Genomic DNA, 23,206 nt, shown 5'->3' on the forward strand with positions numbered 1-23,206 from the left:
CGCGGACGCGCCCGTCTCCTCCCACGATGGTCCCCGATCGCCTCCGGCGCGCGCCGCCCCGGGTCGGGCGGGTCACGCCGTCAGTTGCCGGTCAGGCCCTCCCACCAGTTCTGGATCGTCTGCCAGAACCCCTGCGCGTCCTGCCCGATCTGCCCGGGGTCGGGCAGGTTCGACGGCAGCGAGGGCAGCTCGGTCGGGATCGACGGCAGGTTCGACGGCAGCGACGGCAGCTCCGTCGGGATCCCCGGGATGTTGCTGGGGATCGTGATGCCGCCACCGTTCTCGCCGGTGGGGGCCTCGGTCGTCTCCGTGGTGGCGGGCGCGCTGGTCTCGGTGGTCGCGGGGGCCCGGGTGCCGGAGTCGTCGCCGCCGAACAGCAGGAAGCCGAGCAGCAGCACGAGCAGCGCGACGACGAGCGCGCCGATCGCGATCCACTTCCCGGCCCCCGACGAGCCCAGGTCCCGCTGCTCGGGCTCGGGCTCCACCGGCGGCGGTGCGACGGCGGTCGGCTCGGCCAGCATCTCCGCGACCCGGCGGGCGTCCGGGCGGCGCCCGGGGTCGGTGGCGGTGGCCTGCGTGATCGTCGTCCGCAGCGGCTCGGGGACGTCGGCGGGCACCACGGGCGAGCGGTGCACCCGCTCGGCCGCGCCCTGCAGCCCCTGGCCCTGGTACTCCTGCCGCCCGGTCCAGGCCTCCAGCAGCACCAGCCCGAGTGCGTAGACGTCGGTGGGCGGGCCGACCTCGCGGCCCTGCACCTGCTCCGGCGACAGGTACGCGGGCGTCCCGATGATCTCCCCGGCGGCGGTGTGGCCGTCGGCGCCGAGCAGCGCGGCGATGCCGAAGTCGGCGAGCCGCGCCCGCCCGTCGGCGTCGATCAGGATGTTCGACGGCTTGACGTCGCGGTGCGTGACGCCCTGGGAGTGCACGTAGGCCAGCGTCTGCGCGACCTCGGTGCCGATCCGGCGGATGTCCTCGGGCGGCAGGTCCTCACGGGCGACGACGTCCTTGAGCGTCGGCCCGTCGACGAGCTCCATCACCAGGTACGCGCGGTCGGACTCGACGGCGAAGTCGTGCACCGCCACCAGCCCGGGGTGGCGCAGGTTCGCCATGACCTGCGCCTCCTGCTCGAAGCGCTGGTCGGCGCTCGGGTCGTCGGCCGCACCGAAGATCTTCACCGCGACCGGGCGGTTGAGCCGGGTGTCGGTGGCCCGGTGCACGTCGGACATGCCGCCCTGGCCGAGCAGACCCTCCAGCCGGTAGCGCCCGCCGAGCAGCTCCGGCTCGGTGATCGGGGCGGGCATCATCCGCGTCGCGTCCGGCCGCGGCGGGCGGCCCGCGCCGTACGCGGCGGTGGGCGGCGCGCCGAGGTGCTGGGTCGGGCCCGCGTCGAACCGGCGGGTCGGGCCGCCCTGCGGGCGCGGCCCGGGCGGCGGGCCGACGCGGCGGGTGGCGTCCGGCGGGGGCGGTCCGTTGCGGCGGGTCACCGGGTCGTCGTCGGCGCGGCGCGGGGCGGGGCGGTCACCGCCGACGCGGCGGGTCGCGTCCGGCCCCGGGGCGCCCTGCGGCCGCTGCCGCCGGTTCCCGGTCTGCCACGGGTCCGAGCCCGCGCTGCGGGTGCGGTCCGGATCGTCGCCGCGGGTCACGGGCCCTCCCGGTCGTCCTGGGGTCGCGGCCGGGCCGCGGGCGCGGTGCACCGGCCGTCCGCCGTCGTGGCGGAACGGTCGGGGGCGACCGTACCGCCCGGTACCGGACGTGGTGGGCGGCGGCGCGCGGCCACCACCCGGTGTTCCCCCGGTGGGGTCAGCGTGCCCGGACGGGTGTGCGCAGGTCCGCGGCGGGGAACGGCGGACGGTCGTCGAGGCGCACCGACAGCCGTCCGGCCGCGCGCCAGGCGCGGGCGGTGAGGTCGCGGTCGGCGTCGGTCACCAGGTTGCCCATCACCCGCAGCGCGACGGTCATCAGCGCCCGCGAGCGCATCCCGACCGGCCCGGCGACGGGCAGCAGGCGCGGGATCGTCACCAGCCCGGCGAGGCGGCGGGCGATGGAGAACGCCAGGCCGTAGTGCGAGCGCAGGGTGGCAGGCCACGCCCGGTCCAGGTCGGAGCCCGCGGCGAGCAGCTCCGCGACCAGCCGGCCGGTCTCCAGGCCGTAGTCGATCCCCTCGCCGTTCAGCGGGTTCACGCAGCCCGCGGCGTCCCCGACGAGCGCCCAGTTCCGCCCGGCGACGCCGGACACCGCGCCGCCCATCGGCAGCAGCGCGGACCGCACCGCCTCCACCCGCGGACCGAGACCCCACTCGGCGCGGCGGCCGTTCGCGTAGTGCTCGATGAGACCGCGCAGCCGGACCGCGGCCGGGCGGCGGTCGGTGGCCAGCGTGCCGACGCCGATGTTCATGCGGCCGTCGTGCAGCGGGAACAGCCAGCCGTAGCCGGCGAGCACCTCGTCGGCCTCGCCGCGCAGCTCCAGGTGCGAGCTGATCCACGGGTCGTCGTGCCGGTCGGAGGTGACGTAGCCGCGGGCGGCGACGCCGTAGGCGGTGTCCTGGTGCCACTCCCGGCCGAGGACCCGGCCCAGCGTGGACCGCGCCCCGTCGGCGACGACGAGCCGGCGGCACCGCACCGACCGGCCGTCGGCGAAGGTGACGGTGTCGACCCGGTCCCCGGCGAACGCGACGTCGACGGCCTTGGCGTCCTGCATCGGGGTCGCCCCCGCGTCCAGCGCGACCTGCCGGATCCGCGCGTCGAGCTCGGTGCGCGGGATCGCCGACCCGTGCGCCGGCAGCGACCCGCCGGGCCACGGCAGCTCCAGCACCTGGCCGAACCCGTGCGCGCGCAGCCCGCGGTTGGTGCCGTGGCCGTCGACCCACCCGCCGAGCCCGAGCCGGGCCAGCTCGGCGATCGCGCGCGGGGTGAGGCCGTCGCCGCAGGCCTTGTCCCGGGGGAACGTCGCGGCGTCGGCGAGCACGACGTCGAGACCGTGCCGGGCCGCCCACGCCGCCGCGGCGGCCCCGGCCGGTCCGGCACCGACGACGAGCACGTCGGTGGACTCGGGCGCGGCGGGCGAGCCGGACGGGACGGCGGTGGCCGGGACGGTGCTCATGCCCCCAGTGTCGCAACCCACCGGTGCCGCCCGCCCGCGAGCGTGCCCCCGGTCACGACCCGAGCAGCTGCCGGAGGATCACGTCGTGGGCGTGCCGGGCCCGGGCGGCGTCGCGCAGCGCGACCTCGTGCACCCGCTCCCCGACGGTGATCGCGATCCGGCCCGGCCGTGCGGCGCGGCCGGGCAGGGCACGGTCGGTGACCGCGGAGACCGTGCCGATCCGGTGGTAGGGGATCGAGGTGAGCGCGGTCCGCCGCTCGAGCAGCGCGTCGTCGCGCAGCAGCACCCGCAGGTCGGTGAGCCCGAGCAGGCCGGCGTCGCGGTCGTCGTACACGGCGACGATGCGCTCGCCGTCGAGCAGGGCCGCGGCGACGGTGTCGAGCTGGTCGCGCTCGTCGAAGACGGGTCCGGTCATGCCCGCGATGATGCCCGGCGGGCCCGCAGCGTCCGCAGCACCCAGACCAGCGCCGACGCCGCGCACAGCGCGACGCTCAGCGCGACCCAGCGCAGCCGGTACGGCTCCTGGTCCAGCCCGGTCGCGGCCGTCGTCGTCGCCCCGCCCTGGCGGAGGATGCCGGGCAGGAACACCAGCAGGGCGAGCCCGGACCCCAGCAGCGGCACCCGCACGTGGTTCACCAGCGGCACCCGGGTGCGCGGCAGCGCGGTCAGCAGCAGCCGGTCGCCCGCGGCGTAGAGCGGGAACAGCACCAGGTCGTGCAGCACGACGGCGCCGAGGAACCACCACGCCATCCGGACCAGGTCGGGGGAGCCGCCGGCGATCGACCACACCGCCCACCCCGCGAGCGCGAAGCAGCCCAGCACGGCCACGGCCCTAGCGGGGAGCACCGGAGAAGCCGATCGTCGCGACCCACTTGGTGTTGTGCACCCCGGGCAGCGCCGGGACGACCAGCCGCGCCGGGAACCCGTGGTCGCGCGACAGGTCGGCCCCGTTGACCCGCAGCGCGAGCATCGAGTCCGGGGCGAGTGTCTGGGCCCGGTTCAGCAGCGAGCGGGTGAACGGCCCGGCGGCCTCGGCCGAGCGGACCTCGGCCGACGCGGGCGCGGGCACCCCCGCGGCGCGGGCCAGGTCGGTCAGCCGCACCCCCGTCCACTCCTGCGAGGTCGACCAGCCCTCGACGCAGGCGATCGGCAGCCGGGCGGTGTGCTGGGGCAGCGCGGCCAGCGCCGCCCGGTCCAGGACGACCGGGGCCGCGCCGCCGGTGAGCGTGAGCCGCCAGCCGTCCCCGACGACGGCCGGGTCGATCCCGGACGCGGCGAACGTGCGGTTGACCGGGAAGTCGTTCGGCCCGCCGCGCTCGGTGGAGCCCGGCGCGGTGGTGCGCCCGCGCGGCAGCAGCAGCGCGGTCGCGCGGAAGCGGTCGGTGAACTGCCCGACGGTGAGCGCCGCGACGAACACCATCCCGCCCCCGACCAGGGCGATCGCCCCGCGCCGCGACATCGTCGGCGGGTCCGGGTCGGGTGCGACGAGCGGGTGCGGCGGCTCCGGGCGGGTCGCGGCGAGCGGGGTCGCCAGCTCGGTGCGCAGCCGGCGGGACCGCAGCGAGCGGACCATCGTCGGCAGCTTCGTGACCACGTGCAGGGTGAACGCGGCGAGGAACACCCAGGCCGCGGCGTAGTGGCCGTCGTAGAAGGAGAAGCCGAACACGTAGTCGTACTGGACGTTGAGCAGGCCGGTGACGACCAGGAACAGGATCGACCCGACGAGCAGCACCAGCGACAGGCGCTCCAGCAGCGCCACCGGGTTCCGCTCGGGCCCGGTGAACAGCTTCGGGATCACCGACCACAGCTTGGCCAGCACGAGCGGCACCAGCACGGTCCCGAGCCCGACGTGCAGCCCCTCGGTCAGCCGGAACAGCCACGCGGGGTCCGCGGGCCAGTCCCACCACGGCAGCTGCAGCCCGCCGACGGCGTCGGCCGCCGGGATGGCCTGCTCCCGGCCGTAGGCGAGCCGGTCGAGCAGCCCGGTCAGGGCGACGACCGGCAGCCCGGCGAGCAGCGGCAGCGCGAACATCGAGGTGAGCCAGGGCCCGCGGATCGGGCTGCGCCAGCGGAGCGGACGGCTCACGGCCCGGTCAGCTCCAGGAACACCCGGGTGCCGAGGTGCACGTCGGTCACCCGCAGCCCGGCCCGCCCGGCCGTCACCGCCAGCGGGACGGCGCCCTGCACCGCCCACGGGAGCGGCTCGCCCGCGCGGGCGCCGCACACCACGCGGGCGGTGCCCCGCCACGCGTGCTCGGGGCGGGGGTCGGCCTCGACGAGCACCGTGCCGCCGGCCACGAGCAGCCGCGCGGCCCGCGCCAGCAGCGCGGCCGGGTCGCCGCCGATGCCGATGTTGCCGTCGGCGAGCAGCACGTGCGACCAGCTGTGCTCGCCGGGCAGCGGCCCGTACAGGTCGGCGTGGATCATCGAGACGCCGCGGCGGCGGCAGTGCGTGCGCGACACCGCCGAGCCGTCGACGCCGAGCGCGGCGACCCCGCGCGCGGCCAGCGCGACGAGCAGCCGTCCCGGCCCGCAGCCCAGGTCCAGGGTCGGGCCGGTGCAGTGGCGCAGCAGCCAGTCGTCGCAGCCGCCCGCCGGGTCCGACCAGCGGTCGACGTCCAGCGCGACCTCCGTGCCGTCGTCGCAGAGCAGACGCGACGGGGTGCCGGACAGCGGCCCGTCGAACGCCTCGGCGACCGCGGTCACGCCGGCACCTCCGGACATCGGGCCGGCAGCGCCGCGACGGCGCGGGCGAAGCGGCTGCCCGGCACCTCCCCCGCGACGGCGACGGCCTCCTCCGCGGTGTCCACGTCGGTCAGCGGCTCGGCCGTGACCACCCGCAGCCCGGCCGCGCGCAGCGCGTCGAGGGTGCGGGCACCGGTCTCGTCCGAGGACATCGGCACCCCGGCGAGCGCGGCCGCGGCGTGCGGGTCGTTGAGTCCCAGCACCCACCAGCCGCCGTCGTTGGCCGGGCCCAGCACGGCGTCCACGCCGGGCTCGGCGAGCCGGTCGGCGCACCGGCGCAGCAGCGCGGCCGAGGCCTGCGGGGTGTCCATGCCGACCTGCAGGGTCGGGCGGCCCGGGTGCAGCGCGGCGGCGTCGGCGTGCGCGGCGGCGATCCGCGCGGCGAGGCCGTCGCCCCGCTGCCCGACGACGTCGAGCCCGGCCAGCGCGGCGGCCAGCTCCGCGGCGCCGGTGGCCGCCGCCCGGTCCCCGGTCAGGGCGACGACGGTCGCGCCCGGCACCCCGGCCGCGGCGTCGAGGGTGTCGAGCAGCGCGGCCGAGGCGATCGCGGCGGCCAGCGCGGGCGTGGCGGGCGGGCACAGCCGGGTCTTCACCCGGCCCGGGACCGGGGCCTTGGCCAGCACCACGGTGGTGACGTCCCCGGTCATCGCAGCAGCCGGACCATGTCGCGCCCGGCACGGACGGTGCCCTTCACCGAGCCGGAGACCTTGGAGCGGCCGCCGGCCCGGCGCGCGTAGCGGACCGGGACCTCGTCGAACCGCCAGCCGGCGCGGCCCGCCCTGATCAGCAGCTCCAGCGGGTAGCCGAACGCCCGGTCCTCGATCCCCAGGTCGAGCAGGGCGCGGCGGCGCGCGATGCGGATCGGCGCGATGTCGTGCACCGGGATCCCGCGGCCGCGCAGCATGGTCGCGATGACGGCGTTCGCGGCGCGGGCGTGCCACGGCCAGACACCCGCCGAGTCCGGCACCCGCCGCCCGACGGCGATGTCCGCGCGCCCCGAGGCGACGGTCTCGGCCATCGCGGGCAGCACGTCCGGGTCGAGCGAGCCGTCACCGTCGAGGAACGCGACGAGCTCGCCGGTGGCGGCCTCCAGCCCGGCGTGCACGGCCGCGCCGTAGCCGCGCCGCGGTTCGACGACGACGCGGGCACCGTGCCCGCGCGCGACCTCGGCGGTGTCGTCGGTCGACCCGTTGTCGACGACGATCACCGGCCAGTCCTCCGGCATGCGCTTCAGTACGTAGGGCAGCGCCTCGGCCTCGTCGAGGCACGGCAGCACGATCTCCGGGTGCACGTCGTGATCGTCGTCCCTCCGCGGTCCGGCCGCCCGCCGAATGCGGGACGGTCCCGCAGAGTGTTCGGGGTGGACCGCTCAGCGGTTCGCAGTGATCGGCGAGCGGAGCGGGTCGGTCGCGAACGCCGTCACCCCGTCGGTGAAGGAGGTGCTCGCGCGGAACCCGAGCCGGGCGGCCGCGAACGACGGGTCGGCGACGACGTGGCGCACGTCGCCGGGACGCGCCCCGCCGACGATCTGCGGCGCGGGGCCGTCCATGGCGCGGGCCAGCTCCGCGGCGAGGTCCCCGATCGTGTGCGGCTCGCCGGAGCAGACGTTCGCGGCGCCGAACCCGGTCGGCTCCGGGTCGGCGACGAGCGCGGCGGCGTTGGCGGCGGCGACGTCGCTGACGTGCACGAAGTCGCGGCGCTGCCGGCCGTCCTCCATGACCCGCGGTGCCTCGCCGCGCTCCAACGCGGACCGGAAGATCGACGCGACGCCCGCGTAGGGGGTGTCGCGCGGCATCCGCGGGCCGTAGACGTTGTGGTAGCGCAGCGACCACACGGTGCCGCCGGTCTGGCGGGCCCAGCTGCTCGCGAGGTGCTCCTGGGCGAGCTTGGTGGCGGCGTAGGTGGAGCGCGGGTCGACCGGCGCGGACTCCGGGACGAGACCGGGCTCGAGCTCGGTGCCGCACTCCGGGCAGCGGGGCTCGTAGCGGCCGGCCTCGATGTCGTCGAACGCGCGCGGCCCGGGACGGACGACGCCGTGCTCGCGGCAGTCGTAGCGGCCCTCGCCGTAGACGACCATCGACCCGGCGAGCACCAGCCGGTCCACCCCGCGGGCGTGCATCCCGGCGAGCAGCACGGCGGTGCCGAGGTCGTTGTGCGCGGCGTAGTCGGGGGCGTCGGCGGGGGAGACGCCGTGCCCGACCATCGCGGCCTGGTGACAGACGGCGTCCACACCGGACAGGAGCCTCGCGACGGTCCCGGCGTCGCGGACGTCGCCGCGGACCAGCTCGTGGTCGAGCTCGGGTGCCTCGCCGCCGTGCGCCTGCGGGAGCAGTGCGTCGAGCACGACGACCTCGTGGCCGTCGGCGACGAAGCGGTCGGCGACGTGGGACCCGATGAAGCCGGCACCGCCGGTGACGAGGACGCGCATGGGCCCGGACGCTATTGCGTGGCGCCGTCGCCCGCGCGGCGCCCCGCCCAGTCCTCCGCCGCGGCCAGCGCGAGCCCGAACAGCCCGGCACGGGCCTCGCGGGCGCTCGTCCAGCCGCGGTGCTCCCACTCCGGCCCGGCGAGCGAGTCCGCGGCCAGGAACACCTGGCCGTAGCCGACGCCGATCCGGCGGGCCGCCGCGACCAGCGCCGCGGCCTCCATGTCGACGACCGCGCAGCCCTCCTCGCGGCGGCGCGCGACCCGGTCCGGGGTCTCGCGGAACACCGCGTCGGTGGTCCAACTGCGCCCCACCACGTGCGGCACCCCGGCGGAGTCGAGGGTCCGGACCAGCGCGTCGACGCCGTCCGGGTCGGCGTCGAGGGTCCGCGACGGCGGCTGGTAGTGGAACGAGGTGCCCTCGTCGCGCAGCACGCTGCCGAGGACGACGGCGTGCCCCAGTGTCAGCTCGTGGCGCAGCGCGCCCGCGCCGCCGACACCGACGACGGTGCGCACCCCCATCGCGGCCAGGTGCTCCAGGAACATCGCCGCCAGCGGCGCGCCGACCCCCGGGTGCAGCACGACGACCGGTGACCCGCCCGGGCCGGTCGCGCGCCAGACCGGGGTGCGGCCGAGCTCGGTGCGCAGCACGGTCACTGCGGGCGCACCACCGGCGCCGACGGCGTCGACGACCTCGGGGAACCAGCACAGCACCGCGGCCGCGGGCACGCCGGGGCGGCGCCGGGTGATCGCGTCGGCGCGGATGACGCCCTCGGCGTGCAGGTCGTCCTCGAACAGCGGCAGGTCCATCGGCTGCGATCATGCCCCGCCCCGCCGCCCGCCGGGGGCCGGCGCAGTATCGTCGCCGGGAGGGCCCCCGACCGCGGCCCGATCGGAGACGGACAGGCATGGCCGGAGACTTCCGCGGCCCGCCCCCACCGGGCGGCCGCCCGCCGCAGGGTGCACCGCCGCCGCGCGGCGGGCGCCCGGCGCGTCCGGGGAGTCCCGGCTGGACGAACCAGCCCCGCAACCCGCTGCCGGGCCACGGGGGCCGCCCGCTGCCGCCGCCGTCACCGCCGCAGCAGCAGCCCGGCGGGCGCGGTCCGCTGCGCAAGCCGCCGCCCGGGCGCGGGGCGGGCGCGCCGCCGCCGACGCGCGCCGCGGCGCCGTCGCGCGGCCCCGCCGTGCCCCGCCCGGCCGCCGGTGCGGCCGGGCCGTCGGTGCACCCGGCGTCGCAGGCGCCCCGCGACGGCCGCATCACCCGCGGCCCGACGATGCCGGACTGGCGCCGCGCCCGCGGCGCGCTGGGCGGCGGCCGCTGGAAGGCCGTGCTGGTCCTGCTGCTGGTCGCGGTCGTCGGGTTCGGCGTGTACCTCGACCAGAACATGACCCGGGTGCAGGCGCTGCCCGCGGACTCGCAGGCGTCGTCGTCGGGGACGAACTATCTGATCGTCGGCTCCGACAGCCGCGAGGGGCTGTCCGCCGAGGACGAGGAGCGGCTCGCCACCGGCGACGCGGCCGGCCAGCGCACCGACACGATCATGCTGCTGCACACCGGCAGCTCGGGCAGCGTGCTGGTCTCGATCCCGCGCGACTCCTACCTGCCCATCCCCGGCAAGGGCAGCAACAAGGTCAACGCGGCGTTCGCGTTCGGCGGGCCGGAGCTGCTCGTGGAGACCGTCGAGAACGCCACCGGCCTGCGCATCGACCACTACGTCGAGGTCGGCTTCGGCGGCTTCGTCGGTGCCGTCGACGCGGTCGGCGGGGTCGACATGTGCGTCCCCGACTCGATCGACGACCCGAAGGCCGGGCTGGACATCCAGGCCGGCTGCCAGGAGCTCGACGGCTCGACGGCGCTGGGCTACGTCCGGACCCGGGCCACCCCCGGCTCGGACTTCGACCGGGTGAAGCGCCAGCGCGAGTTCCTCTCGGCGCTGCTCGGCAAGGCGACCAGCCCGCTCACGCTGATCAACCCGTTCCGGATGGTGCCGCTGGCCTCCGCGGTCACCGGCACCATCACCGTCGACGACTCCGACCACATCTGGAACCTGGCCGGGCTCGCGTGGGGGATGAAGGGCGTCTCCGGCGGCGACGGCGTGCAGACGACCGTGCCGATCGGGGGCAGCGCGGGCGGGTCCAACCTGCGGTGGGACCGCAGCCGCGCCCAGCAGATGTTCGGCGCGCTGCAGAACGACGAGGCGCCACCCCGGTCGAGCTTCGGGCCCTGAGCTCAGGCCGTCCTGCGCGTGGACCGGCGGCGGGTGGTCGCGGGCTTCGCGTCGTCCTTCCCGGCCTCGGCGGTCTCCGCCGGCTTCGTGCGCGCCGTGGTGGACCGCGACCGCGTCCGGCCGCCCGAGGTGCCCGTGGCCTTCTCGGCCGGTGCCTCCTCGGCGTCGGTGTCCGCGGCCGCCGAGCGGGACCGCGAGCGGGTCGACCCCGATCCCGACCGCGACCGGGAACCCGAGCCCGACGAGCCCGCGTCCGCCTTCGTCGATCGGGCCGCGTCGACGCTGGCCTGCAGCGCCGAGAGCAGGTCGCTCATCGAGTCGGAGTCGTCGGTGCCGGTCTCCGCGGCGGGTGCCGGGCGGGCGTCGCCGTCGGACTTCTTCGCCTCGATCAGGTCGACCATGGCGTCGCGGTACTCGTCGTGGAACTCCGCCGGGTCGAAGTCGGCGCCCATGCTCTCGACCAGCGAGGACGCCATCTTCAGCTCCTGCGGCTTGAGGTCGACCTCGCCCGCGAGGATGTCGAACTCGGGCTCGCGGATCTCGTCCTGCCAGATCAGGGTCTGCAGCACGATCGCCTTGCCCCGCACCCGCAGCAGGGCGAGGGTCTCGCGCTGGCGGAGGGCCACCTTGACCACGGCGGTGCGGTCGGTCTCCGCCAGCGCCTCGCGCAGCAGCGCGTACGGCTTGGCGGCCTTCGTCTCGGGCTCGAGGTAGTAGCTCTTGTCGAACAGCATCGGGTCGATCTGGTCGTTCGGCACGAACTCGATCACGTCGATCTCGTGCCCGGTCCGCACCGGCAGCGACGCGAGGTCGCCGTCGTCGAGGGTGATCAGCTCGCCGTCGGGGGTCTCGAAGCCCTTCACGATGTCGGCGTAGGTGACCTCCTCGCCGCACACCTCGCAGGTCCGCTTGTAGCGGATGCGGCCGCCGTCCTCGCCGTGCACCTGATGGAACCGGACGTCGTGGTTGGACGTCGCCGAGTACACCTTGATCGGCACGCTGACCAGCCCGAACGAGACGGCACCGCTCCAGATCGCCCGCATGTGGTCCCCCCTCGCCGGACGTTCGGTGCCAGCATGACGGTGTGCTGCCCATGCTCGCCACCCCCGGCCCCCTCCCGACCGGTCCCGGCTGGTCGTTCGAGGTCAAGTGGGACGGCATGCGCGTGCTGGCCGACGTCGCCGACGCCCCGGACGGGCCGTCGCTGCGGCTGCGTACCCGGTCCGGGCGCGATGTCACCGCGAACTTCCCCGAACTCGCCGGACTGGTGGACCTCGCGCCCGACGTGCTGCTCGACGGCGAGGTCGTGCTGCTCGACGGCGGCGTGCCCAGCTTCGCGGCGCTCGCGCACCGGATCCACGGCCCGGCCGGCGGGAAGGCGGTGACCTTCATGGTGTTCGACGTCCTGCGCCTCTACGGGGTGTCGCTGCTCGACCGGCCGCTGTCGGAGCGCCGGGCGACCCTGGGCCGCCTCGACCTGTCCGCCGCGCCGCACGTCGAGGCGTCGCCGCTGTACCCCGACGGCGCCGCGCTGCTCGAGGTCACCGCCGCCCGCGGGCTGGAGGGCGTCGTCGCAAAGCGGGAGGGCTCGCCGTACCGGCCGGGACGGCGCAGCCCGGACTGGGTGAAGATCGCCCACCGGCACACCGAGTCCTGTGTGGTCGGGGGCTGGCGCCCGGAGAGGGGCGGCGGCCGCCGGATCGGGGCGCTGCTGCTCGGGGTCCCCGGCCCGGACGGGCTGGAGTTCGTCGGGCGGGCCGGGTCCGGGCTCGCCGGTGCGGCGGCCCAGGAGACGCTCCGGCCGCTGCTGACCGACGCCGGCGCCTCCCCGTTCGCCTCCCCGGTGCCCCGGGCCGACGCCGCCGGGGCGCGCTGGTGCGCGCCGACGGTCGTCGTGGAGATCGCGCACCTGGGACGGACGACGGGCGGGCGGCTGCGGCAGCCGGTGTTCCGCGGGGTCCGCGCCGACCTCGACCCCGCCGACGTGCGGCCCGAGCCGCGCTGACGGCGCGTCGGCGGGCCGGCCGGGGGAGGTGGCGACGCCGAGATCATCACCCGTTCGCGTGGCCGCCGTGACGGTGTGGTTCGGTGTGCCGACGCCCGACGACCCCGGAGGTGACCTGCATGGCGGTCATGCTGACCTGGCGATCCGAGCCGGAGGCCGACGGTGCCACGGGCATGGAGTCGGCCCGGATCACGACCAACGGCGGGGGCTTCCGCGCCACCGGCCGGATCATCCGCAGCGGGCCGGGCGGGGTCCTCACCGCGTCCTACCGGCTCGTCGTCGCCGGTGACGGCACGCTCTCGCGGCTGGCCGTCGACGTCGCCACCGCCGACGGGGAGCACCAGCTGACGCTCTCGCGCAGCACCGACGGCGTCTGGCTCGTCGACGACGGCGCCGGCGGCGTCCGCGGCGACTTCGGCGGTGCCCGCGACGTCGACCTCGCGTTCAGCCCGGTCTTCAACGCGCTGCCGGTCCGGCGGCTCGCCCTGCACCGCGAGCCCGCCGAGCACGTCCTGCCGATGGTGTTCGTCGACCTGCCGTCGCTGGCCGTCGAGGCCACCGAGCAGACCTACCGCACCGTGACCGCGGGGGCCGGCGGCCGCGCCGCCGTCGTCGGGTTCGCCGCGGGGGAGTTCACCGCCGAGATCACCGTCGACGACGACGGGTTCGTCCTCGACTACCCGGGCATCGCGTCCCGGGCCGTTGTCTAGGGCTTCAGCGGCTCGACGACGTCACCGCGCCGCCCCAGCTCGCGCAGCTCGGCGAACGCGTCGGGGGCGTCGAGGTCCACCGGCACCGCCAGCGGCTCCCGGGTCGAGGCCCAGCGCATGCGCGCCTCGTGCCCGGACCGGACGGTCGCGGCGAGCCCGCCGGTCGAGGCCAGCGCCCCGCGCATCGCGCCGAGGCGGCCCAGCGCGTCGTCGACGGCGGCGAGCAGCGCGCCCCGGTTGCCCTCGCACATCGCGAGCACGAGCTCCGGCCGGGTGCCCGCGACCCGGGTGCCGTCGGCGAACGAGCTCGCCGACAGGGCCAGGGCCAGGTCGTCGCCCTGCTCACCGGCGCCCACCGAGGCGAGCACCGCGGCGAACAGGTGCGGCAGGTGCGAGATCCGCGCGACCGCGACGTCGTGCTCGTCCACCGCGGCCGGGACGACCCGCGACCCGCAGGCCCAGGCCAGCTCGGCGACGTCGCGCCACACCGCGCGGTCGAGCCCGTCGTCGGCGGCGACGACCCAGGCGGCGCCGTCGAACAGGTCGGCGTCCCCGGCCGGCCAGCCCGACTCCGCGGTGCCGGCCATCGGGTGGCCACCGACGTAGCGGGCCCGCGGGGCGAACTGGGCGACGGCGTCGGCGACCGGGATCTTCACGCTCACGGCGTCGGTGAGCCGGCAGGTGGGCGCCACCGCGTCGACCCGGCGCAGGACCGGCTCCAGCGCGGTCAGCGGGACGCAGACGACGACCAGCGCGTCGGCCTGCGCGGCCCGGTCCAGCGCGGCGTCGGTGTCGGTGGTGACGTCGAACCCGTCGGCGACGGCGGCTGCCGCCGTCGCCTCCGACGCGGCAGTGCCCCACACCTCGCGCCCGGCGCGGGCCGCGGCCCGCAGCAGCGACCCGCCGATCAGTCCGGTCCCCAGCACGCACACCGCTCGCATGCGTCCCGAGGGTAGAGACCCCGCTCACGCCCGTTCCGCCCGCCCGGCCGGTGCCCCGGACGGCTACCGCAACGCGCCCTCCAGCGCCCGCGCCAGGCCCAGCAGCACGTCCTCCCCGACGGTGATCCCCACCAGCTGCACCCCCGCGGGCAGCCCCGGGACCGGCACCGGCAGCGCGACGACGGGCCGGTCGAGCAGGTTGAACGGCGAGGTCGTCTCCAGCATCGAGGGCCGCACCGGCACCCCGTCCACCTCGGCCGCGCCGATCGGGGTGGCGCGCAGCCGCGTCGTCGGGCACAGCAGCACGTCGCAGGACGCGCCGAGCCGGTCCAGCAGCGCGGTCCCGAGCCGGCGGCGGTCGCGCCGGGCCTGCACGTAGACGTGGGAGGGGACCTCGGCGTGCGGGGCGAGCCGCTCCGCGGTGGCGGGCTGGTACTCCCCGCGCCGCTCGGTGAACCAGCGCCGGTGCGTCGCGAAGGCCTCGGCGCCGGTGATCACGGGGTAGGTCGCGGCGAGCTCCGCGACACCCGGGGTGTCCTGCGCTGCGACGGGCGCGCCGAGCGCGGTGAGCGCGTCCGCGGCGGCCCGGACCGCGTCGGCGATGACCGGGTCGTGCGGGCGCCACCAGTCGTCGTCGGCGACGCCGATGCGGGGCAGCACCGCCGCGGCCGAGGCGCCGGGCTCGCCGAGCGCGGTCCGCGCCACCGCGAGCGACGCCGCGTCGGCCGCCAGCAGCCCGACGGTGTCGAACGACTCGGCGAGCGGGAACACCCGCTCCCCGGGGATCGCCCCCCGGCGCGGCTTGAGCCCGGCGACCCCGCACAGCGCGGCCGGTGTGCGCACGCTGGCACCGGTGTCGGTGCCGACGGTCAGGGCGAGGTGCCCGGCGGCGACGGCCGCGGCGGACCCCGACGACGAGCCGCCGGTGATCCGGTCCGGGTCGTGCGGGTTGCGGGCGGGACCGGTGGCCGAGACGTCGCCGGTGGGGCCGTAGGCGAACTCGTGGGTGTGCAGCTTCGCGACGACCACGGCGCCGGCCGCCCGCAGCATCGTCACGACCGGGGCGTCGCCGGTCGCGGGCGGCGCGTCGGCCAGCAGCCGCGACCCGCACCGGGTCGGGAGACCGGCGACGTCCACGAGGTCCTTCACCCCCACGGCGACGCCGTGCAGCGGGCCCAGCCGCCGCCCCGCCGCGGACATCGCCGTCAGCTCCGCGGCACGCTCGCGGGCCCGCTCGGCGTCCAGCGCCACGACGCAGCGGGTGGTGTCGGCCGACAGCCGGGCGAGGACGTCGTCGACGTGCTCGGACGGCGAGAGCTCACCGGAGTCGAGGGCCCGCAGAAGATCGGGGAGCGGCAGCACGCGCTCAGCGTGCCGTCGCTCCCCGATCGGGACAAGCGCTGCTCAGCGCGCGGCCCGGGCCAGCTCCCGCGCCTCCTCCGGCGACGACGCCGACGGCTGCGAGTCGCGCAGCGGCCGGCGCGCGGTCTCGGGCAGGAACAGCAGTGTCACGACGCCGACGACACCCGCCGCCATCAGGTAGTAGCCCGGCCACAGCAGGTCCCCGGTGGCGAGCACGACCGCGGACATCACCAGCGACACGGTGCCGGCGAACGCCGACACGAAGATGTTGAACGCGATGGACAGGCCGCCGTAGCGGATCTCGGTCGGGAACACCGCGGGCAGCGTCGACGGGCCGGTCGAGGAGAAGCAGATCAGCAGCGCACCCATGATCAGCAGGCCCAGGAACACCGTCGGCACCGAGCCGTCCTGCATCAGCAGGATCATCGGGATGCCGAGGACGATGAGCCCGACCGCGCCGGTCCACATGATCGGCTTGCGGCCGACCCGGTCGGACAGCCGCCCCAGCAGCGGGATCACGAACACCGCCGCCCAGAGCACGATGATCTGCAGCCAGGACGAGGTGGTGGAGTCGATCGCGGTGCCGCCGTGCTGGTCGACCGTGGTCTCCAGGTAGGTCGGCATGTAGCTGGTCAGCATGTAGTTGGTGACGTTCCAGGCGACGACGACGCCACCGACCATCACGAACGTCGGCAGGTACTTGGTGAAGATCAGCCGCAGTCCGTCCCGGACCTCGGTGCCCTCCCGGGTCTCCGAGGCCGACAGCATCGTCTGGAACGCCGGGGTCTCCTCCAGGCGCGTCCGCAGGTACACCCCGACGATGCCCAGGGGCAGCGCGACGAAGAACGGGATCCGCCAGCCCCACGACGACATCGCGTCCTCGCTCAGGACCAGCGGCAGCACCGACGCGATGGTCGCGCCCAGCGCGTAGCCGACGAAGGTGCCCAGCTCCAGGAAGCTGCCGAAGTAGCCGCGACGGCGGTCGGGGGCGTACTCGGCGATGAAGGTCATCGCGCCCGCGTACTCGCCGCCGGTCGAGAAGCCCTGCAGGACACGGGCGGCCACGAGCAGGATCGGCGCGGCCAGCCCGATCGAGGCGTAGGACGGGATGAGCCCGATCAGGAACGTGCCCAGCGCCATCAGGATGACGGTGATCGACAGGACCTTCGTCCGGCCGATCCGGTCACCCAGCGGGCCGAAGAACAGCCCGCCCAGCGGGCGGAAGAAGAAGGCGATCGCGAACGTCGCGAAGACGGCCACCTGGGACAGCGGCCCGGGCGGGAAGAATTCCGCCTCGATGGTCGTCGCGAGATAGCCGTACACCCCGAAGTCGAACCATTCGGTGATGTTGCCGACCGCGGCCGCCGCGACGGCGCGCCGCATGGTGGCGGGATCGGTCACGGTGACCCCGTCGACCGTCCCATCTGCTGTGTCGTCCACGAGTATCCCCCTGACGACACCCCGCGCAGTACGACACTTTCGTCTGCTAACTGTCGTTCCGTGGCGAGGTGTCCGATTTCGTCCCAGCTACTCCGGGAACGTTATCCAGTGCGTGCCGGAACCGCCGGGCGAGGACCTCGTGGATCTGTGAGTGGAAGCATCCTCAATGCTTTTCCCGCAGGCAGGACAGCGCTTTTCCGGCGTGGCACCGTGGAGGGCGGACGCACCGAAGCGTCCGGACGTTCGCAAGCGCCGCCGTCCGGCCCGGGTCACCCGGACCCGGTCGCCGGACCCGGCGCGTGCCCGTGTGAGGAGGAGCCGTCATGGCAGCGTCGACAGCCGTGTTCATGTCGATCATCGCGAGTACGGGGGTGGGCCTGACGGTCACCTCCGCGCTGGCCGCGTACGCCCAGCGCACCTGGAAGGGCCACGGCCGCCCGGCCGTCGCGCAGGAGAACGCCTGACCGCACGCCCGGCCCGCGTCGCCGGCGCCGTGCCCCGCGGGGTGCGGCGCCGACGTGCGCGCGGGGAACGCTCAGCCGAGCGCGGCCAGCGCCAGCCCGGCGTGGAGCGCGACGCCGGCGGGGAACGCCGCCTCGTCGAACACCACCCGGTTCGAGTGGTTGGGCGGCGCCGTCGCCGGGTCCACCGACGGCGGCCGGGCGCCCAGGAACGCCAGCGCGCCCGGCACCCGCTCCAGGACGTAGGAGAAGTCCTCCGACCCGAGCATCGGGTGCGCCATCGGCACGCACGCGGCGCGCCCCAGCACCCGTTCCGCGACCCGGACGAGCGCGGCGCTCGCGCGGTCGTCGTTGCGGGTGACGGGGTAGCCCGGCTCCACGGTCACCTCCGCGGTGCAGCCGTGGGCCGCCGCGACGTGCCGGCAGTGCTCGGTGACCGCGGTGCCCAGCAGGGCCCGGACCTCGGGGGACAGGGTGCGCAGGGTCCCGGTCAGCTCCGCGGTCTCGGGGATGACGTTGTCGGTGGTGCCCGCCTCGATCCGGGTCACGGTGAGGACGGCCTGCTCGTGCGGGGCGACGCGGCGGGTGAGGACGGTCTGCAGCCCGCCGACCATCGCCGCGGCCGCCGGGACCGGGTCGCAGGCGTCCTGCGGGGCCGAGGCGTGCCCGCCGCGTCCGGTGACCCGGACCCGCAGCACGTCCGCCGCCGCCATGATCGGGCCCGGCCGGTGGTGGATCCGCCCGGTCGCCACGGTGGAGGAGACGTGCAGGGCCCACGCGGACTCCGGCTCCTCGTCCAGCACGCCCTCGTCGATCATGTGGCGGGCGCCGTGGAAGCCCTCCTCGCCCGGCTGGAACATGAACACCACGCGCCCGGCGAGCCGCTCGCGCCGCCCGGCGAGCAGCCGGGCGGCGGAGACGAGCATCGCGGTGTGGGCGTCGTGCCCGCAGGCGTGCATCGCGCCGTCGACGGCCGAGGCGAACGCCAGCCCGGTGTCCTCCCGCAGCGGCAGCGCGTCCATGTCGCCGCGCAGCAGCACGGCAGGGCCGGGCCGGCCGCCGTCCAGGACGGCGGTGACCGAGCTGCAGGAGCGGCCGGTCCGGATGCGCAGCCCCAGCCCGTCCAGGGCGCGCAGCACGGCGTCGCGGGTGGCCGGCAGGTGCAGCCCGAGCTCCGGCGCCCGGTGCAGCTCACGGCGCAGCGCGACGGTCCGCGGCTGCAGCGAGCGGGCGGCCTCCAGCAGGCCGCCGGGCAGGCCGGCGACCGACGCGGGGGTGACGGGCATGGACCGATCGTCGCTGACGGGGGCCCGCCCGGCGCGGCCCGGCCGGGTGTGACCACGCATACCTGGTCGTGGCGTGGCTCACAAGCCCGAGCCGACGTACCGTTGACGACGTGCCCACACAGAGCGTCGAGGCGGCCCCGGACACCCGGGGCTCCGCCCTGCCCGGATTCGCGGTCGCCGCGATCCGGGAGGAGGGCCGCTGGCGCTGCGTCCGGCTCGGCTCGGAGTCCCTCGTCGACCTCGACGCCGCGATCACCGCACTGCGGGCGCAGCGGTCGACCGGCGCCGTGCTGGGCCTGCTCGACGTGGACGACGAGTTCTTCGTCCTGCTCCGCCCGTCCGCAGGCGGGGTGCGCCTGCTGATCTCCGACGCCGTCGCCGCGCTGGACTACGACGTGGCGGCCGACGTGCTCGACCTGCTGCGCGTGGAGCTCCCGCCGGACGACGACGCGCTCGACGACGCCTGGCCCGAGGGCGACATGGGCATCCTCGCCGACCTCGGCCTGCCCGCCGACGAGCTGGAGATCCTCGTCTCCGACCTGGAGCTGTACCCCGACGAGCAGCTCGACACGATCGCGCGCCGCTGCGGCTTCGCCGCCCAGCTGGACGAGCTCGTCGGCTCCTGAGGTGCACCGCCCGTCCGACGGGCTCGCGCTCGGGCGCGCCCTGGACGTCGCCCGCGGCGCGGCGGCCACCGGCGACATCCCGATCGGCGCGGTCGTCTGGGCCGCCGACGGCACCGAGCTCGCCGCCGCCTGCAACGCCCGCGAGGCCACCGGGGACCCGACGGCGCACGCCGAGGTCCTCGCGCTGCGCGCGGCCGCCCGCGTCGTGGGGGAGTGGCGGCTGACCGGGACGACGCTCGCCGTCACCGTCGAGCCCTGCACGATGTGCGCCGGCGCGATCGCCCTCGCCCGCGTCGAGCGGGTCGTGTTCGGGGCCTGGGAGCCCAAGACCGGGGCGGCCGGGTCGCTGTGGGACGTGCTGCGCGACCGTCGTCTCGCCCACCGCCCGGAGGTCGTCGGCGGGGTCCGCGCAGGTGAGGCGGCCGCGCTCCTGCGGGAGTTCTTCGGGCGGACCCCGTCCGCGGACGGCGACTGACCCTTCTGTAACCTTGTCGGCGGTAGCGTGTCCGAGCGGCCGAAGGAGCGCGCCTCGAAAGCGCGTGAGGTTCACGCCTCCGTGGGTTCAAATCCCACCGCTACCGCTGGTCGAAGGGCCGGATCCCGATGGGGTCCGGCCCTTCGTCGTCTCCGGGACCACCGATGACATCGGTCTGGCTCGGGTAGGGCCCTCCGACCGTGGTCCGACGACGGGGATCCGCCCCCGCTCCGATGTGGCCGGCCCTCGCTCCCGGCGAGAGTGGGGACACCTCACCGACGAAGGAGCTGGAGATGACCACCATGACCACCCCGCACCACGACGCCGCCCGGCCGAGCCGGCCCGGTGACCCGGACGCCTACCCCGTGCTCACCGTCCTCATGCTGATGCTCGGCGGCTTCGTGCTGCCCGTCGTCGGCTGGCTGGCCGGGGTCGTGATGCTCTGGACCGGGCGCGCGTGGACGGTCGGGGAGAAGTGGCTGGGCACGCTGGTCTGGCCGGCGGTCGTCGCCGTGCCGGGCGCGATCCTGTTCGCCGGACTCCTCGTGGGCGACGGGCAGCCGGGTGTCGCGCACTGGGCGGTGCTCGCCGCGGCCGTGTCCGGGCTGGTCCTGGCGCTGGTCGCGCTGCCGTGGACCTTCGTGCGACTGCTGCGCGCCGGTCGCACCTCCCGGGGAACCGACTGACGGGGTTGCCCGACCACATCGGATGACACCCTCTCATCGGTTCGGTGCTCACTGCCGCCGATCACCCGGACGGGTGGTCTGCGGCGGCACGAGGCAACGTCGCCCTGCGGAGACCGCGGCGGCGAGTCGTCCGCATGTGCGGATTAGGTGTCCGGGGCGGCAGGTCGTTGACCTGCCAAGAATCCGATCTCCGATCATCGTGCAGCGGTTTTCCGTCGACACGATCCGCACGTACCGACGCGTAACCGTCGAATCAGATCGGTCGTTCACAGCCAGAACGCCCAACGGCCGTCCCCCGCTCCCCGCATCGGACGTCGCATCGGGTCGTGCACCGCAGCACATTCGGAGAGGACAACGATGCCCGCTCACAGCGCACCCGCCCCCGAGCGCCCGGCGCCGGAAGAGGGCCGGAAGAACGTCAGCCGGCGCCGCTTCCTCGGCTACCTCGTCGCCGCACCGACGCTCGTCGTCGCGGCCGAGATGGGCCGCCAGACCTTCTTCAACGGCGTCCCGCAGGCCAACGCGGCCGCGATCCCGTCGCCGCCCCTGCCTGCCGAGCTCTACGACCTGCTCGACGTCATCCGCGACTCCGCGCGCCCGACGGCGAACCTCATCCGCATCGAGGTCAACCGCGACGGCACCGTGTCCTTCGCGCTCCCGCGCTCGGACAACGGCCAGGGCATCATCACCTCGACGCAGATGATCATCGCCGAGGAGATGAACCTCGACCCGGACCAGGTGATCGTGACGCTGGCCGACGCGCGTCCGGAGCTGGTGTTCAACCAGCTGACCGGCGGCTCGACGACCACGTTCTCCACCTACACCCCGATCCGCGTGGCGGCGGCGCTGGCGCAGAAGCGGCTGCTCGCCGCGGCCGCGAACGAGCTCCGCCAGGACGTCAACGTCCTGCGCAGCCGCCAGGGCCTCATCACCGGCAACAACGGCGAGTCGCTGCCGTTCGGCGAGCTGACCGAGCTGGCGTCCAGCTCGGTGGACGAGGCCGTCGACGTCGTGCTGAAGGACCGCGAGCAGTTCACCGTCATCGGGACGCCGCGGACCAAGTCCGACGCGCTCGCGATGGTCACCGGCAAGAAGAAGTTCCTGGCCGACCTGCGGATCCCCGACGCGCTGCCCACCGTCATCTGCCGCGGCCCGAACCTGAACTCGGCGCCGCAGGGCGTGAACAACATCGACGAGGTCCGGAACATGCCCGGCGTCACCGACGTCGAGCAGGTCCCGACCGGCGTCGCCGTGCGGGCGAAGACCTTCGGCCAGGCCGTCGACGCCGTCAACGCGCTCGACGTGGACTGGGACGGCGGCACCGCCGAGGGCGAGAACGACGAGTCGGTGCTCGCGGCCCTGCGCCGCGGCGAGCTGCCGCTGGCCGTGCCCCAGGTGCCCGGTGAGACGGTCGAGGGCGACTTCACCTTCTACTTCCGCAGCAACTCCGCGCTCGAGACCAACTGCGCGATCGCGGACGTCCGCGACGGGTCGGCCGAGATCTGGGGGCCGTCGAAGTCCCCGATCGCCGCGCAGGCCGAGATCGCGAAGAAGCTCGGCATCCCGCAGAACGCGGTGACCGTGCACGTCACCGAGGGTGGCGGGTCGTTCGGCCGCCGGCTGTTCTTCGACGGCCTCGAGGAGGCCGCGGAGTGCTCGAAGGCGTTCGGCAAGCCCGTCAAGCTGATCTGGACCCGTGCCGACGACTCCCGCCAGGGCCGCACGCACCCGATGGCCACCACCCGGGTCCGCGCGCAGGTCTCCGGCGACGCGGTGTCCAGCTTCGAGATCCGCCACACCAGCGTCGCCACCGAGATCAACCCCGGCCTGTCCGAGGCGATCACCGCCGCGGCGACCAAGGCGCCGGGCGGCAACTACACCGTCTCGCAGAGCATCTACGTCACGACGCAGGTCAACCCGTACAACGTCGGCGCCGCCACCTCGCTGCTCAACGAGGTCGACATGCGCTTCAACACCTGCTCGATGCGCAACATCTACTCGCCCGACACGGCCACGGCGCGCGAGCTGATGATCGACCAGGTCGCGGCGAAGATGGGCAAGGACCCGTACGAGTTCCGCTCGGAGTTCACCAAGCTCAACCGCTGGAAGAACGTCGTCGACCGGGCCGCCGAGGAGGCGGACTGGGGCAAGTCGATGCCGGAGGGCACCGCCCAGGGCATCGCGATGCACGTCGAGTACAAGGGCGTCGCCTGCGCGGTCGTCGAGCTCGACTGCCGCCCGGAGACCGTCAACCGCAAGATCCGCTCGGCCCGCACCGGGCCGCGCGTCACCAAGGTGACCTACGTCGTCGACGGCGGCCTGATCATCAACCCGCGCGGGTTCGAGGCCCAGATGATGGGCGGGATCAACGACGGCATCGCGATGACGCTGACCGCCGGTCTGCACCTGGTCGACGGCCATTTCCTCGAGGCCAGCTGGGACAACTACTTCTACACCCGGCAGTGGAACACCCCGCCGGAGATGAACATCGTCCTCATCGAGGACTCCGAGGCCCCCGAGCCCGGCGGCGCCGGCGAGTTCGGCGTGGCGGCCACCTGTGGCGCGATCGCCTGCGCCTACGCCCGCGCGACCGGGAAGGTGCCGACCTCGTTCCCGATCCTGCACAACGAGCCGCTGCCGTTCGAGCCGTACCCGACCGTCCCGCCCGTCCCGCCGTCGCCGACCAACGGCCTCGACTTCGTCCGCTGAGGAGACTGA

The 23,206-nt window shown here is 75.6% G+C and carries 23 protein-coding genes and 1 tRNA gene; 9 read left to right on the forward strand and 15 right to left on the reverse strand.

All coding sequences use genetic code 11. From position 1 onward, the window contains the following. Positions 1-80 precede the first annotated feature (80 nt). The 10 genes from WJX68_RS08100 to WJX68_RS08145 all read right to left on the reverse strand — a co-directional run bounded on the left by WJX68_RS08100 (position 81) and on the right by WJX68_RS08145 (position 9,078). Positions 81-1,643, reverse strand: coding sequence for a serine/threonine-protein kinase (locus tag WJX68_RS08100; RefSeq protein ID WP_340287602.1), 1,563 nt, complete (start codon positions 1,641-1,643; stop codon positions 81-83). A gap of 157 nt (positions 1,644-1,800) precedes the next feature. Continuing rightward, positions 1,801-3,099, reverse strand: a complete 1,299-nt coding sequence (locus WJX68_RS08105; RefSeq protein WP_340287604.1) for a geranylgeranyl reductase family protein — start codon at positions 3,097-3,099, stop codon at positions 1,801-1,803. Positions 3,100-3,151: 52 nt separating this feature from the next. Next, positions 3,152-3,514 (reverse strand): hypothetical protein, encoded by a 363-nt coding sequence (locus tag WJX68_RS08110; protein ID WP_340287606.1) that lies wholly within the window; start codon positions 3,512-3,514, stop codon positions 3,152-3,154. After that, on the reverse strand, positions 3,511-3,945 hold the full coding sequence (locus WJX68_RS08115; protein ID WP_340287608.1) for a hypothetical protein: 435 nt from the start codon (positions 3,943-3,945) through the stop codon (positions 3,511-3,513). Before WJX68_RS08115 ends, WJX68_RS08110 begins: the two co-directional genes overlap by 4 nt. Further along, positions 3,932-5,185 carry a molybdopterin-dependent oxidoreductase gene (locus WJX68_RS08120; protein ID WP_340287610.1) on the reverse strand — a complete coding sequence of 418 codons (1,254 nt, stop codon included), beginning with the start codon at positions 5,183-5,185 and terminating at the stop codon, positions 3,932-3,934. The genes WJX68_RS08115 and WJX68_RS08120 overlap by 14 nt, the downstream gene beginning before the upstream one ends. Continuing rightward, the gene (locus WJX68_RS08125) at positions 5,182-5,805 is read right to left on the reverse strand and encodes a class I SAM-dependent methyltransferase (RefSeq protein WP_340287612.1); all 624 of its coding nucleotides are present in this window, start codon (positions 5,803-5,805) and stop codon (positions 5,182-5,184) included. Before WJX68_RS08125 ends, WJX68_RS08120 begins: the two co-directional genes overlap by 4 nt. Further along, positions 5,802-6,491: a TIGR04282 family arsenosugar biosynthesis glycosyltransferase gene (locus WJX68_RS08130; RefSeq protein ID WP_340287614.1), complete on the reverse strand. Its 690-nt coding sequence runs from the start codon at positions 6,489-6,491 to the stop codon at positions 5,802-5,804. The genes WJX68_RS08125 and WJX68_RS08130 overlap by 4 nt, the downstream gene beginning before the upstream one ends. After that, a complete protein-coding gene (locus WJX68_RS08135; RefSeq protein WP_340287616.1) occupies positions 6,488-7,135 on the reverse strand; it encodes a glycosyltransferase family 2 protein in 648 nt (215 codons plus the stop codon). Before WJX68_RS08135 ends, WJX68_RS08130 begins: the two co-directional genes overlap by 4 nt. 78 nt (positions 7,136-7,213) lie before the next feature. After that, on the reverse strand, positions 7,214-8,272 hold the full coding sequence (locus tag WJX68_RS08140) for an NAD-dependent epimerase/dehydratase family protein (RefSeq protein ID WP_340287618.1): 1,059 nt from the start codon (positions 8,270-8,272) through the stop codon (positions 7,214-7,216). 11 nt (positions 8,273-8,283) lie between these two features. After that, positions 8,284-9,078, reverse strand: coding sequence for a nucleoside phosphorylase (locus WJX68_RS08145; RefSeq protein WP_340287620.1), 795 nt, complete (start codon positions 9,076-9,078; stop codon positions 8,284-8,286). A 98-nt stretch (positions 9,079-9,176) separates the two neighbouring features. On the opposite strand from WJX68_RS08145, the gene WJX68_RS08150 reads away from it, so the two are divergent. Beyond that, positions 9,177-10,496 (forward strand): LCP family protein, encoded by a 1,320-nt coding sequence (locus tag WJX68_RS08150; RefSeq protein WP_340287622.1) that lies wholly within the window; start codon positions 9,177-9,179, stop codon positions 10,494-10,496. 2 nt (positions 10,497-10,498) lie between these two features. Here the strand turns inward: WJX68_RS08150 and ku are convergent, their stop codons facing one another. Beyond that, on the reverse strand, positions 10,499-11,539 hold the full coding sequence (gene ku, locus WJX68_RS08155) for a non-homologous end joining protein Ku (protein ID WP_340287624.1): 1,041 nt from the start codon (positions 11,537-11,539) through the stop codon (positions 10,499-10,501). A gap of 50 nt (positions 11,540-11,589) precedes the next feature. On the opposite strand from ku, the gene ligD reads away from it, so the two are divergent. Next, positions 11,590-12,501 carry a non-homologous end-joining DNA ligase gene (ligD, locus tag WJX68_RS08160; RefSeq protein WP_340287799.1) on the forward strand — a complete coding sequence of 304 codons (912 nt, stop codon included), beginning with the start codon at positions 11,590-11,592 and terminating at the stop codon, positions 12,499-12,501. Positions 12,502-12,620: 119 nt separating this feature from the next. Then, positions 12,621-13,211, forward strand: a complete 591-nt coding sequence (locus tag WJX68_RS08165) for a putative glycolipid-binding domain-containing protein (protein ID WP_340287625.1) — start codon at positions 12,621-12,623, stop codon at positions 13,209-13,211. On the opposite strand, the gene WJX68_RS08170 is transcribed toward WJX68_RS08165, so the two are convergent. From WJX68_RS08170 to WJX68_RS08180, 3 genes are all read right to left on the reverse strand, one after another. Beyond that, positions 13,208-14,152: a prephenate dehydrogenase gene (locus WJX68_RS08170; protein WP_340287627.1), complete on the reverse strand. Its 945-nt coding sequence runs from the start codon at positions 14,150-14,152 to the stop codon at positions 13,208-13,210. The two genes, WJX68_RS08165 and WJX68_RS08170, sit on opposite strands and share 4 nt — an antisense overlap. Before the next feature lie 63 nt (positions 14,153-14,215). Beyond that, positions 14,216-15,514 carry an amidase gene (locus WJX68_RS08175; protein WP_340287629.1) on the reverse strand — a complete coding sequence of 433 codons (1,299 nt, stop codon included), beginning with the start codon at positions 15,512-15,514 and terminating at the stop codon, positions 14,216-14,218. A 42-nt stretch (positions 15,515-15,556) separates the two neighbouring features. After that, positions 15,557-16,915 (reverse strand): MFS transporter, encoded by a 1,359-nt coding sequence (locus tag WJX68_RS08180; RefSeq protein WP_340287631.1) that lies wholly within the window; start codon positions 16,913-16,915, stop codon positions 15,557-15,559. A 362-nt stretch (positions 16,916-17,277) separates the two neighbouring features. Between WJX68_RS08180 and WJX68_RS08185 the strand changes: the two genes are divergently transcribed. After that, positions 17,278-17,418 carry a hypothetical protein gene (locus WJX68_RS08185; RefSeq protein ID WP_340287633.1) on the forward strand — a complete coding sequence of 47 codons (141 nt, stop codon included), beginning with the start codon at positions 17,278-17,280 and terminating at the stop codon, positions 17,416-17,418. A gap of 71 nt (positions 17,419-17,489) precedes the next feature. On the opposite strand, the gene WJX68_RS08190 is transcribed toward WJX68_RS08185, so the two are convergent. Beyond that, the gene (locus WJX68_RS08190) at positions 17,490-18,701 is read right to left on the reverse strand and encodes a M20 metallopeptidase family protein (RefSeq protein ID WP_340287635.1); all 1,212 of its coding nucleotides are present in this window, start codon (positions 18,699-18,701) and stop codon (positions 17,490-17,492) included. Between the two features lie 110 nt (positions 18,702-18,811). Here WJX68_RS08190 and WJX68_RS08195 point away from each other — a divergent pair, with 110 nt between their 5' ends. From WJX68_RS08195 to WJX68_RS08215, 5 genes are all read left to right on the forward strand, one after another. Next, entirely contained in the window at positions 18,812-19,327 is a 516-nt protein-coding gene (locus WJX68_RS08195; protein WP_340287637.1) for a tRNA adenosine deaminase-associated protein, read from the forward strand. Between the two features lies 1 nt (position 19,328). Continuing rightward, on the forward strand, positions 19,329-19,802 hold the full coding sequence (locus WJX68_RS08200) for a nucleoside deaminase (RefSeq protein WP_340287639.1): 474 nt from the start codon (positions 19,329-19,331) through the stop codon (positions 19,800-19,802). 21 nt (positions 19,803-19,823) lie between these two features. Next, a tRNA-Ser gene (locus WJX68_RS08205) sits at positions 19,824-19,908 on the forward strand. Positions 19,909-20,095: 187 nt separating this feature from the next. Beyond that, positions 20,096-20,488 (forward strand): hypothetical protein, encoded by a 393-nt coding sequence (locus WJX68_RS08210; protein ID WP_340287641.1) that lies wholly within the window; start codon positions 20,096-20,098, stop codon positions 20,486-20,488. 357 nt (positions 20,489-20,845) lie between these two features. Then, the gene (locus tag WJX68_RS08215; RefSeq protein ID WP_340287643.1) at positions 20,846-23,197 is read left to right on the forward strand and encodes a xanthine dehydrogenase family protein molybdopterin-binding subunit; all 2,352 of its coding nucleotides are present in this window, start codon (positions 20,846-20,848) and stop codon (positions 23,195-23,197) included. Positions 23,198-23,206 lie beyond the last annotated feature (9 nt).

The sequence above is a fragment of the Pseudonocardia spirodelae genome (genome assembly GCF_037727765.1).
Taxonomy (GTDB): Bacteria; Actinomycetota; Actinomycetes; order Mycobacteriales; family Pseudonocardiaceae; genus Pseudonocardia; species Pseudonocardia spirodelae.